At 67.6% G+C, this 15,636-nt stretch carries 11 protein-coding genes; 6 read left to right on the forward strand and 5 right to left on the reverse strand.

What is annotated here, in order from left to right; translation table 11 throughout:
- Positions 1-1,869 carry a translation elongation factor 4 gene (gene lepA / locus AB3M90_RS06905; RefSeq protein ID WP_412950855.1) on the reverse strand — a complete coding sequence of 623 codons (1,869 nt, stop codon included), beginning with the start codon at positions 1,867-1,869 and terminating at the stop codon, positions 1-3.
- Between the two features lie 239 nt (positions 1,870-2,108).
- On the opposite strand from lepA, the gene AB3M90_RS06910 reads away from it, so the two are divergent.
- The 5 genes from AB3M90_RS06910 (at position 2,109) to AB3M90_RS06930 (ending at position 8,989) form a co-directional block, all read left to right on the forward strand.
- On the forward strand, positions 2,109-3,092 hold the full coding sequence (locus tag AB3M90_RS06910) for an ABC transporter permease (protein WP_412950856.1): 984 nt from the start codon (positions 2,109-2,111) through the stop codon (positions 3,090-3,092).
- Between the two features lies 1 nt (position 3,093).
- Complete coding sequence (locus AB3M90_RS06915; protein WP_412950857.1) at positions 3,094-4,032, forward strand: ABC transporter permease; 939 nt, start codon at positions 3,094-3,096, stop codon at positions 4,030-4,032.
- Complete coding sequence (locus tag AB3M90_RS06920; protein ID WP_412950858.1) at positions 4,029-5,957, forward strand: ABC transporter ATP-binding protein; 1,929 nt, start codon at positions 4,029-4,031, stop codon at positions 5,955-5,957. Before AB3M90_RS06915 ends, AB3M90_RS06920 begins: the two co-directional genes overlap by 4 nt.
- A 141-nt stretch (positions 5,958-6,098) precedes the next feature.
- Positions 6,099-7,820, forward strand: coding sequence for an ABC transporter family substrate-binding protein (locus AB3M90_RS06925; protein ID WP_412950859.1), 1,722 nt, complete (start codon positions 6,099-6,101; stop codon positions 7,818-7,820).
- A 440-nt stretch (positions 7,821-8,260) separates the two neighbouring features.
- On the forward strand, positions 8,261-8,989 hold the full coding sequence (locus AB3M90_RS06930) for an alpha/beta fold hydrolase (protein WP_412950860.1): 729 nt from the start codon (positions 8,261-8,263) through the stop codon (positions 8,987-8,989).
- On the opposite strand, the gene AB3M90_RS06935 is transcribed toward AB3M90_RS06930, so the two are convergent.
- On the reverse strand, positions 8,984-10,210 hold the full coding sequence (locus AB3M90_RS06935; RefSeq protein ID WP_412950861.1) for an MFS transporter: 1,227 nt from the start codon (positions 10,208-10,210) through the stop codon (positions 8,984-8,986). The genes AB3M90_RS06930 and AB3M90_RS06935 overlap by 6 nt on opposite strands.
- Positions 10,207-11,580 carry a GH1 family beta-glucosidase gene (locus AB3M90_RS06940; RefSeq protein ID WP_412950863.1) on the reverse strand — a complete coding sequence of 458 codons (1,374 nt, stop codon included), beginning with the start codon at positions 11,578-11,580 and terminating at the stop codon, positions 10,207-10,209. The genes AB3M90_RS06935 and AB3M90_RS06940 overlap by 4 nt, the downstream gene beginning before the upstream one ends.
- Before the next feature lie 221 nt (positions 11,581-11,801).
- On the opposite strand from AB3M90_RS06940, the gene rpsT reads away from it, so the two are divergent.
- Positions 11,802-12,062, forward strand: coding sequence for a 30S ribosomal protein S20 (gene rpsT, locus AB3M90_RS06945; protein WP_412950864.1), 261 nt, complete (start codon positions 11,802-11,804; stop codon positions 12,060-12,062).
- Between the two features lie 85 nt (positions 12,063-12,147).
- On the opposite strand, the gene holA is transcribed toward rpsT, so the two are convergent.
- Positions 12,148-13,185 (reverse strand): DNA polymerase III subunit delta, encoded by a 1,038-nt coding sequence (gene holA / locus AB3M90_RS06950; protein WP_412950866.1) that lies wholly within the window; start codon positions 13,183-13,185, stop codon positions 12,148-12,150.
- A 37-nt stretch (positions 13,186-13,222) separates the two neighbouring features.
- The gene (locus AB3M90_RS06955; RefSeq protein WP_412950868.1) at positions 13,223-15,547 is read right to left on the reverse strand and encodes a ComEC/Rec2 family competence protein; all 2,325 of its coding nucleotides are present in this window, start codon (positions 15,545-15,547) and stop codon (positions 13,223-13,225) included.
- Positions 15,548-15,636: the final 89 nt, after the last annotated feature.

Genomic DNA, 15,636 nt, shown 5'->3' on the forward strand with positions numbered 1-15,636 from the left:
CTACTTCTTGTCCTTGCCCTCGACGTCGCCGGAGAGCGCGGCGATGAACGCCTCCTGGGGAACCTCGACGCGACCCACCATCTTCATGCGCTTCTTCCCCTCCTTCTGCTTCTCGAGGAGCTTGCGCTTACGGGTGATGTCACCGCCGTAGCACTTCGCGAGCACGTCCTTGCGGATCGCGCGGATCGTCTCGCGGGCGATGATGCGCGCGCCGATCGCCGCCTGAATCGGCACCTCGAACTGCTGGCGAGGGATGAGCTTGCGCAGCCGCTCGGCCATCATCGTGCCGTACGAGTAGGCCTTGTCGCGGTGCACGATCGAGCTGAAGGCGTCGACCTTCTCCCCCTGCAGGAGGATGTCGACCTTGACGAGGTCGGCCTCCTGCTGACCGGCCGGCTCGTAGTCCAGCGATGCGTAGCCCTGGGTCTTCGACTTCAGCTGGTCGAAGAAGTCGAAGACGATCTCACCGAGCGGCATCATGTACCGCAGTTCGACGCGCTCCTCGGAGAAGTACTCCATGCCGAGCAGCGAGCCGCGGCGCGACTGGCACAACTCCATCACGGTGCCGACGTAGTCCTTCGGCAGCAGGATCGCCGCCTTCACCATCGGCTCCGAGACCGAGCCGATGCGCCCGTCGGGGTACTCGCTGGGATTGGTGACCGTAACCGTCTCGCCGGTGTCCGACGTCAACACCTCGTAGATCACGCTCGGCGCGGTGGTGATCAGGTCGAGGCCGAACTCGCGCGACAGACGCTCGGTGACGATCTCGAGGTGGAGCAGTCCGAGGAAGCCGCAGCGGAAGCCGAATCCGAGCGCGACCGAGGTCTCGGGCTCGTACTGCAGCGAGGCATCCGACAGCTTGAGCTTGTCGAGAGCCTCGCGCAGCTCGGCGTAGTCGCTGCCGTCGATCGGATAGATCCCCGAGAACACCATCGGCTTCGGGTCGGTGTACCCCGCGAGAGGATCGGATGCCGGCTTCCGGGCGTTCGTGATCGTGTCGCCGACCTTCGACTGGCGCACGTCCTTCACACCGGTGATGAGGTACCCGACCTCGCCCACGCCCAATCCCTTGGTCGGCGTCGGCTCGGGGCTCGACACGCCGACCTCGAGCGCTTCGTGGTTCGCGCCCGTCGACATCATCTGGATGCGCTCGCGCGGAGAAAGGCTGCCGTCCACCATCCGCACGTAGGTCACCACGCCCCGGTAGGCGTCATACACCGAGTCGAAGATCATCGCGCGCGCCGGAGCATCGGCGTCTCCGACCGGGGCAGGGATCTCCTGCACCAGACGATCGAGCAGGTCTTCGACGCCGACGCCGGTCTTGCCGGAGACGCGCAGCACGTCGTCGGGATCGCCGCCGATGAGCGACGCCAGCTCCTTGGCGTACTTCTCGGGATCGGCGGCCGGCAGGTCGATCTTGTTCAGCACAGGAATGATGTGCAGGTCGTTCTCGAGGGCGAGGTAGAGGTTCGCCAGCGTCTGCGCCTCGATGCCCTGGGCCGCGTCGACGAGCAGGATCGCGCCTTCGCAGGCGGCGAGCGAACGCGACACTTCGTACGTGAAGTCGACGTGGCCGGGGGTGTCGATCATGTTCAGGGCGAACACGTCCTCCGGTCCCTGAGCCTGCCGAAGGGCCCACGGCATCCGCACCGCCTGGCTCTTGATGGTGATCCCGCGCTCGCGCTCGATGTCCATGCGGTCGAGGTACTGCGCGCGCATGTCGCGATCAGCCACGACACCGGTGATCTGCAGCATCCGGTCGGCGAGGGTCGACTTGCCGTGATCGATGTGGGCGATGATGCAGAAATTGCGGATCTGCGCGGGCGGCGTCGCGGCAGGCTGAAGCGGAGTGAGGGCGCGTGGTGACATGTCCCGTCGATTCTACGGTCAGGTCCGCCTAATGCCCGATTCCGGTATACCGGTGATATTCTGCCCAGGTTGCCCGGGAGACATCCGTGACACCGGATCCCGTGAGCGATAGGACTCCGTCACAGACCACGTGATGTCGTCGATCGCGCAGAATGGCGGATGGTGGTTGAATAACTACCCGGCTCAGCGTTGCGTCGGCAGATCCCGAGCGCGTCTGTAAAAGAGAAAGAATCAACACCTTGATCAAGTATCTCGTGCGCCGGGCAGCAGGCTGGCTGCTCATGATCGTCGTCGCCACGAACATCACGTACTTCCTGGCGTGGGGCTTTCTCGATCCGAGGAGCAACTACGTCGGTCGTCGTCCGCCGCTCACCGAAGAGCAGATCGTCAACACCCTCGAGCCCCGCAACCTCAGCGATTCGGTTCCCCTCATCGAACGGTGGTGGACCTGGCTCACCGGCATCGTCCTCCGGTGGGATTGGGGAGTCAGTCCGACCGGCGGTTCTGTCAACGAGCAGGTCGCGTACCGCATGTGGGTCAGCGCGGAGCTCGTGCTCGGCGCGACCATCCTGACGACGATCCTCGGAATCGCGCTCGGAGTCTACACAGCGTCGCGCCAGTACAAGCTCGCGGATCGCATCGGTCAGGCGACCAGCATCATCACGCTCAACATCCCCATCGTGGTCGCCGCTTTCGGAATCGTGCTCCTCGCGATCGGCCTCAACAACGCCACCGGCGTCCGTATCTTCTACGTGACCGGCAACGCCAGCCGCGGAGTCGAAGGCTTCTTCCCCGTGTTGATAGACGTGTTGCAACACCTGACGCTGCCGACCGTGGCACTGGTGCTCACGGGCTACGCATCGATTCACTTCCTGCAACGTTCTCTGCTTCTCGACAACATCAACGCGGACTACGTCCGCACCGCGCGGGCGAAGGGCTTGACGAAGCAGCAGGCGATCCGCAAGCACGCTCTGCGCACATCTCTCATCCCCGTCGCCACACAAGTCGCCTTCACGATCCCCGCCATCTTCACCGGCGCCGTCCTCACCGAGACGATCTTCGCGTGGAACGGGATGGGCAAATACTTCATCGATGCGATCACGAAGAACGACATCCATGGAACCGTGGCCATCGCGGCCTTCGGTGCCGTTCTGACAGCCATCGGCGCCATCCTCGCCGACATCGCCGTCGTCGTACTCGATCCTCGAGTGAGAGTGAGCTGACATGAGCACCGAAATGATCGACCCGACCATGCACCCTGAGGCGCGGCCTGCGCCGGTCGAGACGACGAAGGTCGCGGCGAAGCGGCTGTCGAAGTGGACCCTCTACTCCCGACGCTTCGCCCGCAACAAAGGAGCGGTCGCCGGCCTGGTGATCTTCGTGGCGCTCGTGCTCTTCGCGGTCATCGGCCCGTTGGTCGCTCGATACGACCACATCGAGCTCGACTTCCTCGCGTTGAGCATGGGACCCAGCCCCGAGCACTGGTTCGGGACGAACAACGCGGGCAACGACCTCTTCGCTCAGGTCGCCGTCGGCCTGCAGCGCTCGCTGATGATCGCGATCACGGTCTCGATCGGTGTCACCATCGTCTCTGCGCTCGTCGGAACCGCCGCCGCGTACTTCGGCGGATGGACCGAACGCATCACCCTGCTCGTCATCCACTTCATGATGGTCATCCCGAGCTTCCTCATCCTCGCGATGATCTCCAACAAGTCGGGCGGTGACTGGCGAGTCATCGCACTCATCATGATCTTCGTCATCGGGTGGTACTTCCCCGCCCGCGTGATCTGGACCCTGGCTCTGTCGCTCCGCGAGCGCGAGTACGTCAGCGCCGCCCGGTACATGGGCGTCCGCGGCATGCGGATCGTGGTCCGTCACCTCCTACCGAACATCGGTTCCCTCCTGGTGATCAACTTCACTCTCGGCGTGGTGAACGCCGTGGTGACGGAGACAGGACTCTCGTTCCTGGGGTTCGGTGTGAAGATCCCGGATGTCTCCCTCGGCGCACTCATCGGTGCCGGGTCGAGCTCGCTCACGACGGCGCCGTGGCTCTTCTACTTCCCCGCGGCGGCTCTCACCCTTCTCACGGTGTCGATGGCGCTGGTCGCCGATGGCCTGCGCGACGCCCTCGATCCGACTTCGGCAGCTGGAGGCCGAGCATGAACAACGTACTCTCCGTCCGAGACCTCACCGTCAGCTTCCCCTCGGAAGCGGGGCGGGTCGACGCCGTGCGCGGTGTCTCGTTCGACCTCGAAGCCGGCAAGACCCTCGGGATCGTCGGCGAGTCGGGATCCGGCAAGTCGGTGACCTCGCTGGCGATCATGGGTCTGCTCGACGAGAACGCGAAGGTCTCGGGCTCGATCATGTACGAAGGCCAGGAGCTGCTCGGCATGAGCGACAGGCAGCTTTCCATGATCCGCGGCAACGGCATGTCGATGGTCTTCCAGGATCCGCTGACATCCCTGACACCGGTCTTCACGATCGGCGACCAACTCATCGAGGCGCTGACGGTGCATCGGAGACTGTCGAAAAAGGACGCCTGGGATCGCTCGGTCGAACTCTTGCAACTGGTCGGGATCACTGAGCCCGAGCGACGGATGAAGTCGTTCCCGCATGAGTTCTCCGGCGGGATGCGCCAGCGCGTCGTGATCGCGATCGCCATGGCGAACAACCCGAAGCTCATCATCTGCGACGAGCCGACCACGGCGCTGGACGTGACGATCCAGGCGCAGATCCTCGACCTCATCGGGAAGGCGCAGCGAGAGACGGGCGCCGCGGTCATCATGATCACCCACGACATGGGCGTCGTGGCCCGCACGGCTGACGACGTGATGGTCATGTACGCCGGCAAACCCGTCGAGCAGGCACCCGTGCATGAGCTCTTCCACAAGACGCGGATGCCGTACTCTATCGGCCTTCTCGGCGCCATTCCTCGCGTGGACAAGTCGGAGAAGGAACCGCTCACGCCGATCAAGGGGAACCCTCCCCTGCTGATCGATCTGCCCGACGCGTGTCCGTTCGCCGACAGGTGCCCGATCGCCCTCGACGCCTGCAGGGCGCAGGAGCCGGCCCTTCTTCCCGTGTCCACCGGCTCGGGGGACATGCATCGCGCAGCCTGCATCCGCGCGGACGAGATCGAAGACGGCGGCCTCCTCGGCGGCCTTCCTGTCTATCCCGTGCGAGAGATCCCAGACAGCGCGCTGGCACTCGTTCCGCGCGAGCAGAGGGCCGCGACGCTCGAAGTCAAGAACCTCACCAAGACCTTCCCCTTGCTCAAGGGCGCGTTCCTCAAGCGCAAGGTGGGCGAGGTGCATGCCGTCAAGGGAATCAGCTTCGACGTGCGCGAAGGTGAGACGATGGCCATCGTGGGCGAGTCGGGAAGTGGCAAGACCACGACCCTGCTGCAGATCATGGACATGGTCAAGCAGACCGACGGCGACATCGTGATCGCCGGAACGAGTGTCAACGAGATCCAGAATCACAAGGTCGAGCGACAGCTGCGTCGCGACATCCAGATCGTGTTCCAAGACCCGATGGGTGCTCTCGATCCCCGCATGACCGTGGCCGACATCATCGCCGAGCCGCTGTTCGCCATCGGCACGCCGAAAGAGGAGGCGCACCAGCGCGTCGACGAGCTGATGGATCTCGTCGGCCTCAATCCCGCGCACAGCGACCGCTTCCCTCAAGCGTTCTCGGGCGGTCAGCGTCAGCGCATCGGCATCGCCCGTGCCCTGTCGACAAACCCCAAGATCGTCGTGCTGGACGAGCCGGTCTCCGCCCTGGATGTGTCGATTCAGGCCGGCGTGATCAATCTCCTCGACGAGCTAAAGGCGAAGCTCGGTCTCTCCTACCTTTTCGTCGCGCATGACCTCTCGGTGGTCCGCCACATCGCCGATCGCGTGGCCGTGATGTACCTGGGCGACTTCGTCGAGCACGGTGATGTGGACGACGTGTTCGAGAACCCACAGCATCCCTATACCCAGGCGCTGCTGTCGGCCATCCCCGTTCCGGACCCCGACATCGAGCGCAACCGCCAGCGGGTGATCTTCGATGCCGAGACGATGAGCACCAAACCGCTGCTCGTCTGAGCGGCAGCCGTGAGACCGGATGCCACGAGGCGCGGATCACCGTCCGATAACAGTTAGGGAGTATTCACTTCTGACCGATGTCGTAGGCCGAGACACGAACTATCCTCCCCTTATGACACGCCGAAAGGCGGAAGGAGCACCATGAAGCACAAGAAGTTGATGGGGGCTGTCGCGATCGGCGGCGTCCTCGCCCTCGCCCTAGCCGGATGCGCTAGCGGGTCCGGCGACACCGGCGGCGGGGACAACGGCGGCGGCGAAGCCGTCGAGACCAAGGCAGCCGACTACAACCCGCAGGATCGGGAGAACCTTCAGGAGGGCGGGGAGGTCAACTTCCCGATCAACGAGGTTCCGGAGCAGCTGAACGCCTTCAACAGCGACGGCAGCGCCGACACTCAGCGCCTCTGGTCGTGGTACATGCCGCAGGTCCTCCTGGTTTCGCCCGAAGGCGAGGTCACGAAGAACGACGCCTATCTCGACGCCTACGAGATCGGCGAGAAGGACGGCAACACCACCATCACGTTCACGTTCACGGACGAGGCGCACTTCAACGACGGAACAGCCATGGACTGGACCGCCATCGAGGGAACCTGGAAGGCCAACCGCTCCTACGACGAGGGCTACAACCCGAACGCGACCGACGGCTACAAGCAGATCGCCTCGGTCGAGCAGGGCGACACCCCGAAGACGGCGATCGTCACGTTCGACGGCATCTACGCCTGGCCGTCCATGGCGTTCCTCACCGGAGGCGTCCTCCACCCCGCCATCGCGAATGACCCGGCCGTCTTCAATGAGGGCTTCATCGGCGACATGCACCCGGAGTGGGGCGCGGGCCCGTACACGGTCGACGAGTTCGACGCGAATGCAGGCTTCGTCTCCTTCAAGCCGAACCCCGAGTGGTGGGGCAACGCGCCTCTGCTCGACAAGGTCACGTACACCGCGATGGAGCCGGACGCATCGCTGAACGCGTTCAAGAACGGCGAGATCGACATGGTCGGCGCCAACACGAACGACCGACTGAAGCAGGTCCAGGACGTCGACGACACCGTGGTTCGCCGCGCCCAGCAGACTGCGAAGACAGTTCTCATCGTCGACGCCGACAAGCCGCAGTTCGAGGACCTCAACGTTCGCAAGGCGTTCTTCCTCGGCGTGGACATCGACCAGCAGAAGCAGATCGCCTGGAACGGCCTCGGATACGAAGAGGCTCCGGCGGGCTCGCTGAACCTGTACGACTTCCAGGACGGCTACAAGAACTCGTTCGAGACTGCAGGTCTGAAGCATGACCCCGAAGAGGCGATGAAGCTCCTCGACGAGGCCGGCTGGGTCGAGGGCGACGACGGCATCCGCGAGAAGGACGGCGAGAAGCTCTCTGTCGTATACCCGATCTTCGGCGAAGATCCCACGATCGAGGCCCTCGCCAAGTCGATCCAGGCACAGCAGAAGGAGATCGGCATCGACGTCCAGATCGATGTCCGCGCTTCCGCTGACTTCTCGAACGACTTCACGTCGAAGAACTGGGACATGTTCTCGCTTCGCTTCACCGACTCCGACCCGTTCGGACCGGCGTGGTTCTGCCAGCTCTACTGCTCGGACAGCGGCCTGAACCTGTCGGCGACGGGTACCCCCGAGATCGACAAGCAGATCGCCGACGAGGTCGAGTCGCAGAAGGACGCCGAGTCCTGGACCGCGGCCTCGATGGAGCTCGAGCCGAAGATCATCGAGGAGACCTGGGGCGTCATCCCGCTCTACAACGGCCCGTCGATCTACGTGGTCAAGAACGGTCTGGCGAACCTCACGCCCGAGCCCTACGTCGGACTCGACCTGTTCGGCATCACACCGGTCGAGAACGTCGGCTGGGAGAAGTAAGCACTCGTTCTGAGTACGGAGCGGGGCCGGTGGTTCATCCACCGGCCCCGCTTCTGCGTCAACCTTCCCCTTGATGTCCGTTTCGGATGATGCTTGGGTGGTCGCGCGGGCGACCACCCGTAGATACCGGAGGGAAGACGATGAGAAATCAAGAAAGCGTCCTCACCAAGGCGACAGCGAGTTTCGGCGCGATCGGGGCGGTGCTGCTGGGATGCCTCACACTCGCTCCGTCCGCTTCCGTCGCTCAGCGGGATCCACTCCCTGTGTCGACTGGCGCATGGGATATCGAGGTGGGGACGGGCGGGGGCGCTTGGGGCGGCGCCGACGCCCCGGTCATCAAGTGCATTCGATACTGCGGTCGGTGACGCGACCCTTGTCCTGCAACACGGAGCGGGGTCGGTGGTTCATCCACCGGCCCCGCTTCTCCTTATGCTGAGGGCGTGAGCATCCAGGTCGTCTTCGTGCACGGCATCCGCACGTCGGCGACGATGTGGCGCTCTCAGGCCGAGTATCTCGACGCCCGGGGCACCGCCTGGACGGCGATCGACCTCCCCGGCCATGGCACGCGCATGGACGAGGAGTTCACGCTCGACGAGGCCCTCCACACGATCGATGTCGCGGTGCGGGCTGCCGCCGATGCGGGCCCCGTGCTGCTGGTGGGTCACTCGATGGGCGGCCTGCTCTGCCTCGCGTATACGGGAGGGGCACGGCGTCCGCCGGTGGCGGGACTCGTCGCCGCGGCGTGCACCTCGCTCCCCCGCGGAGGCGGGCTCGCCGCCTACCGCCTCTTCGCGCGGGCCGTCGACTCGCTGCCCGATCGCGGACTGTGGCTCACGCGCCGGATGCTGGCCGCCACGATCCCCGTCGAGACCCGCTCCGACTTCGCCGCGGGCGGATACGCACTCGACATGCAGGACACCGCCCTGCGCAGTCTCGCCGCGCTCGACATCGCGACCGCTGTGCGGCGCATCGACGTCCCGCTGTGGTTCGTGAACGGCCAGTACGACCAGCTGCGGCTGAACGAGCCACTGTTCCGCCGCCTGGCGCCCCGCGCCGAGTTCGTGATCGTCCCGCGCACGACGCATCTGGTCACCGCCATGCGTCCGCGCATCTTCAACGCCGTGCTGCAGCTGGCGATGGCGACGATCGAGCATTCGGCGGCGTCATGAGACCGCCGGCGGCCGCGCACGAGCAGTGAGGATGCCGCCTACGAGCGACAGCACCGCCGCAGCGGCGAACACGAGCCAGAATCCGCCCACCAGCGCGACGAGCCCGGCTCCGAGCACCGGCCCGATGAGCTGCCCCAAGGCCGCTGTGACGTTCACGAGGCCGAGGTCGCGCGCGTGATCGTGCTCGTCGGGCAGCAGATCGGCGGCGAAGGCGAGCCCGACGGTGGAGAAGGCGCCGTACCCGGCGCCCATGAGCGCGGCGGCGACCATCGTCATCTCGAACGTCGGCACGAGCGCGATCGCCACTCCGGATGCCGCCTGCACGACGGTCGCGGCCACCGCGAGACCGCGCCGCCTGCCGGTGCGGTCCGAGACGATCCCGGAGACCACCGAGGCGACGACGACGAACACGGTGTAGACGACGATGAGCAGCAGCAGATTGTCTTGCGCGACGGCGCTCGGCTGGCCGAGTCCGTGCAGCAGGAAGAAGAGGAACAGGGCCGTGCCGAGCGCGTTGCCGACGTTCGTCACCAGTCGCCCGGACAGCATCCACGCGAAGTCGCGGTCACGCAGAGCTGTCAGCGTGTTGCGGGTGGTGCCCGGTGGGCGCGTCGCAGGTGAGCCGGGCGGATCGGGCAGGAGCAGCGCTGCTCCGGTGCCGATCACGGCGATGATCCCCGCCAGCAGCAGATAGCCGGCGATGACGTCGAGGCCGAGGAGCACGACCAGGCCGACGCCGAGCACGATGCCGACCGCCTGGCTCGACCCGATCGCCGCAGCTGCCGCCCCGCGCTGCGCCGTGGGCAGCTGGTCGGCGATCAGCGCGGTGAAGGCGGCCGACGAGACGGCGACTCCGATCGATACCCCCACCCACGCCAGGCCGACGCCCCAGGGGCCGCTCGCGAATCCGGTGACCACCAGACAGATCGCCGTCAGCCAGAGGCCCCCGAGTGCCCACGGTCGTCGGCGGTGCCGGCCCGCCGGAGCACGGTCGGAGAGGGCGCCCGCGGCGGGACCGGCCACCACCCCGGCCAGTCCGCCGATGCCGAGGACGAGCCCTGACGAGACGACTCCGCCGATCCAGTCGTCTTCGGGGGTGTCGAGCTGCAGCGGCAGGAGCAGCTGGACAGGCGTGAGCTGGACCGTCCAGATCGCCAGCCACGCGAGCGTGAACAGCGACATCCACCGCACCCCCGCCGACGTCGTCGTCGTGGCGCTCATCGGACGCGCTCCGTCGCGAGCCGGGCTCGTCTCGCCCGGGCGATCACCTCGCGATACCACTCGTACGAGGCCTTCGGCGTTCGTCGCCCCGTCTCGAAGTCGACGTGAACGAGCCCGAATCGCTGGGTGTAGCCGTCGGCCCACTCCCAGTTGTCGAGCAGCGACCACACCGTGTACTCCTCGACGGGCACGCCCGCGGCCATGGCCTCACCCACGGCGTCGATGTGCGAGGCGAGGTAGTCGATGCGATCGGCGTCGTCGATGCGGGAGGCTCGGTCGGGTTCGGGGAACGAGGCGCCGTTCTCGCCGATGATGACGGGCGGGAGATGCGGATGCCGCGCACGCAGGTCGATCAGGAGGTCGCAGAGAGCCGACGGCATGATCGGCCATTCCGGGCCGAAGCCGGTGATCGGCACCCCCGGGGTCGGAACGATGTCGAAAGGGACGGCACTGGAGGGATCGGCGGCGGTGACCGTCGTCGGGTTGTAGAAGTTGATGCCGTAGAAGTCGATGGAGCCGGAGATCGCCTCGAGGTCTCCCTCGCGCACCGGCATCTCCGGCAGCCCCTGCCCCGCGAGGTCGGGGTAGACGCCGGCGAGGAGCGGTTCGCTGAACAGACGGTTGTGCAGGAGGTCGTAGAGCGCCGCGGCGCGCTGGTCGTCGTCGGTCTGCCGGAGCGGGAGCACGCGCGTGTGATTGTTCGCGAGCCCGACCTGCGTCGCGCCGTGCTCGCGCAGCACCGTCGCGGCACGGGCGTGCGCCAGGAGCTGGTGGTGCACGCTGGGGAGCGCGTCGAAGAGCAGCTGTCGTCCCGGGGCGAGCGTTCCGACCGCATAGCCCTGGAGCGTCGTCATCGCGGGCTCGTTCACCGTGTACCAGTGGGCGACCCGATCGCCCAGACGGTCGGCGACGGCGGCCGCGTAGTCGGCGAAGCGCTCAGCGGTGTCGCGGCTCAGCCAGCCGCCGGCCGCCTCGACGGCCTCGGGCAGTTCCCAGTGATAGAGCGTGGGGAATGGGGTCACCTCGGCGTCGAGAAGGAGATCGACGAACCGGGAGTAGTGATCGAGCGCCGCGGTGTTGGTCGCTCCGCTCCCCTCGGGCTGCACCCGGGACCACGGGATGGAGAAGCGGTAGCGGTCGAGCCCCAGTCCGGCGACGAGGGCGATGTCGGATTCGGGATGCCGGTAGCTGTCGCACGCCGGGTCGGCGGTCGATCCGTCGACGATCGCCTCCGGCGCCTCGAGGTAGGCGTCCCAGATCGACCTCCCGCCGCCGTCGGCATCCCTCGATCCCTCGATCTGGAACGCGGACGTGGCGGCTGACCAACGGAGCGCGGCGGGCGCGGCCGGATGAGCGGGTGCGGCGGTCATGTGACTCCTCGACATCGGTGTCCGGATGGTGTCGATTCTGCACCCCGTACCGCCGGATCCGCGACGCAGTCCCGGCGGCGCCGACCGTTTCGCGCGATCATGGCGACTGCTGATAGACTCGACTCTTGGCTTGCGTGTGGGTTCTTCCCTCACGACCGCCGTGCAGCAGCCCTCTTCTGCTGTCGGCATTCCCACCACTCCTGTACAGAAAGCGTCCACACGTGGCAAACATCAAGTCGCAGATCAAGCGCAACAAGACCAACGAGAAGGCTCACGAGCGCAACAAGGCCGTCAAGAGCGAGCTCAAGACTCTCATCCGTCAGACCCGCACGGCCATCGCCGCCGGCGACAAGTCTGCTGCGGAGAAGACCCTCAAGAAGGCGTCCGTCAAGCTCGACAAGGCCGTCAGCAAGGGCGTTCTGCACAAGAACCAGGCCGCGAACCGCAAGTCGGCCATCGCCAAGCAGGTCTCCGCGCTCTGAGCATCAGCTCCAGAATCAGCCCGCCTCTCCGAGGCGGGCTTTTTCTCTGCCCGCCTTACCGCGGTCTTGCGATCGGACTCCTCCGCTAGGCGCCGAAGGGCTCGCGCGTGGCGATCACGGTGACCATGCGCTCGAGCGCGAAGATCGGATCGCGCGCCGCACCCTTGACCTCGGCGTCGGCCCGGGCCGTCGCCTGGATGGCCATGCCGAGCGACCGCTCGTTCCAGCCGGCGAGATCACGACGCGCGCGGTCGACCTGCCAGTCCTTCATGCCGAGGCGCTGCGCGAGCTGTCTGCTCGGTTCGCGATTGCCGGCCACCCGCGCCATGGTGCGCAGCTTCATGGCGAAGGCGGCGACCATCGGAACGGGATCGGCGCCCGAGGAGAGCGCGTGGCGCAGGGCGACCAGCGCCTCACCGTATCGGCCCGCGATGGCGGTGTCGGCGACGACGAAGGCCGACACCTCGACCCGGCCGCCGTAATACCGGGTAACCACCTCTTCGGTGATGTCGCCATCGACATCGCCGACGAGCTGCTGGCAGGCGGCGGCCAGCTCGGTGAGGTCGTCGGCGAAGGCGGAGACGAGAGCGCGGAGGGCTGCCGGAGCGATTCGCTTCTTCGCGGCGCGGAACTCGCCGGCGGCGAAGTCGACCCGGTCGCTGTCGCGCTTGATCGCCGGGACGGCGATCTCGATACCGCCACCGGTGCCGGCACGGAGGGCATCGAGCAGCTTCTTGCCGCGGACGCTGGCGCCCGTGTGGCGCAGCACGACGGTGGCCCCCTCCTGCGGGTGGTCGAGGTAGGAGACCGCCTCCTGGATGAAGGCGTCGGTGCATCGCTCGACCCCCGACACGCGCACGAGTCGGGGCTCTCCGAACAGCGACGGAGAGGTGAGCGACAGCAGGGTGCCCGGCTCGTAGTCGTCGGCGCGCACGTCGCTCACCTCGAGCGACGGGTCTTCCGCCCGGAGGTAGTCGCGCACGCCGGCGATGGCGCGCTCGGCGCAGATCTCCTCGGGGCCGGAGACGAGGACGATCGGCGCCGGCTGCGGCTCGCGCCACGACACCTGCGGGATCTTCACGGACTTCGCGCCGCCGCGGGAAGGGGGACGCGTGGCTGCCATGGATCCAGCCTACCGGCGGCCTCCGACGCCGGAGAGGTCACGGCGGCACCTCGGTCCACACCTGCAGCGCGCCGTCGCGGACGCCGAGCAGGATGCGTCCCTGCGTGTCGGTGCGCAGCACGTGCGAGCCGTTCGCCGTCGCGAGTTCGAGCGCCTCGTCTCGCGGATGGCCGTAGTCGTTGTCGGCTCCTGCGCTGTAGATGGCGGCATCGGCTCTCACGATCGCGTAGAGCCCGGGATCCTGATCCGCACTGCCGTGATGCGCCACCTTGACGACGGCGTACGGTCGGAGGGCGGCCGTGCGCGCGAGCATCCGCTGCGGCGACGCCGACAGATCGCCGAGGAACAGCGAGCGGGGCACGCCTCCCCCGTCGAAGTCGACGACGACACTCGCGTCGTTGCCGGGCAGGAAGGCGGCCGATTCGCGGCGCGGCCAGAGCACGCGCCAGGTCGCGCCTCCCAGGCCCCCGTGCATCCCCGCCGACGCACGGGTCAGCGTCGCACCGGCATCCGCCAAAGAGTCGAGCAGCCGATCATCGGCGCCCTCTCCGGGCGGACCGTGCAGCACGGCATCCACCCGCCCCTGAACGGCCGATGTCCCCCCGATGTGATCGAGGTCGAAGTGGGTCAGGATCAGCAGGTCGATGTGGTCGATCCCGAGCGACCGCAGACAGGCGTCGAGCAGTGCCGGATCGGGACCGGTGTCGATCAGCGCGACCGCGTCACCGGAGCGGACCAGCAGCGCGTCGCCCTGGCCCACATCGCATGCGGCGAGGCTCCAGTCATCGGGCGCGGTGGACGTCGCCAGCGGCCCGTCGAGCACGAGACGTGCCCCGCCGAGCGCGAGGAGCACGACGAGCGTCGCCGCCGATGCGCCGCGCACCAGGGCGAGTCGGCGGACGCTGCGGGCGCCGGTGCCGCGCGGTCGCAGCACGACCATCGCGATGCAGGCGCTGATCAGGGCCACCAGCAGCGCGCTGCCGATGCCTGCAGGAAGGACGACTGCTGCGGCAGGCAGCTCAGCGGTCGTCGTGGCCGTCGTCGCGATCCAGGCGGCAGGCAGCCAGGCCGAGGCCGCCAACAGATCGGCGAGCGGCGGCACCGGCGCCGCCAGGCAGGCGAGCAGACCGATCACGGTGGCGATCGGCGCAGCCGGCGCCGCGACGATGTTGGCCGCCATCCCGACGAGGGACTGCTGCTCGGCGAACAGCGCGATGATCGGTCCGCACACCAGCTGGGCCGCGAGCGGAACGGCCACAGCGAGGGCCAGTGGCGACGGCATCACGCGAGCCAGGCGCTTCGCCATCGGCGGCGCCAAGAGGATCAGGGCGCCCGAAGCGGCGACGGACAGCGCGAATCCGGGGGTCGCGGCCAGCCACGGATCGGCGACGAGGATGCCGATCGCGCAGAGCGACAGCACCCCCGCGCCGGCGCTCGGCCGACCGAGCATCACGGTGAGCATGCCGACACCGGCCATCACTCCGGCGCGGATGACGCTCGGCTCGGGCGTGACCAGGACCACGAAACCCGCCAGCGCCAGAGCGGCGACCACGACGCGCAGCATCCGTCCGCCCCCGCAGAGCGCCACCAGCCAGAAGACCGCACCCACGACGATCGCGCAGTTCGCCCCGGAGACGGCGGTGAGGTGGCTGAGGCCGCTCGTGCGCATGTCATCGTTCAGTCCTTCTGACACGGCGCGGGTGTCGCCGACGGCGAGGCCCGGGAGCAGCCCCGCCCCCGGTTCGGGCAGGCGCGTCGCCCGCTCGATGAACGCGAGTCGCATGGCCGCCGCCGCGCCGAAGACACCCGACGCGGGTGTCACGACCTCGGAGTCGGACGAGAAGACGACGAGCGCCGACCGCTCCCCCGCGTCGGTCGCGATCGCCTCCCCGACGAGCCCGACCCGGGCGCCGAGGTCGAAGCCGTCCGCCGGTGCGACACCGACGCGGATCGGCGCGACGAGCGGCGCCGGCCTCCCGGGTGGCCCGATGCCGATGGTCTGCGCGTCGAACCACAGCCGACCGTCTCGGCCGATCGAGGCCGACGACGACACCTCCGCGACGATCTCGACGACCCGACCGTCCCACTCGGCTGCGTCGTCGCGCGCCGGCATCGCCATGCCGACCGACACCGAGACCGCGGCCATCACGGCTGAGCAGAAGACGGCCAGTCCCCCGGGGCGCGCACGGGTGCGGCGAGCCCGCCGCACGTACATGAACGCGCTGACGACGATGCCGAGCGCGCCCGCGCCCGCCAGCCCCCACGCCGCCGCGGGGCAGAAGACGCCCGCCAACGACGCCGACCACGCCGCCGCCGCCGGTGGCAGCAGACGCAGGTCTCGACGCCTGACCGGTGCATGCATCCGAGAACGGTACGGCGCGACGACCCGGCGTCTGCGACCCGCCCCCCGCGACTGTGCACAACCCGCCGCGAAGACCGCATCGTGCAGCA

The sequence above is a fragment of the Microbacterium martis genome, assembly GCF_047246685.1.
Classification (GTDB): domain Bacteria; phylum Actinomycetota; class Actinomycetes; order Actinomycetales; family Microbacteriaceae; genus Microbacterium.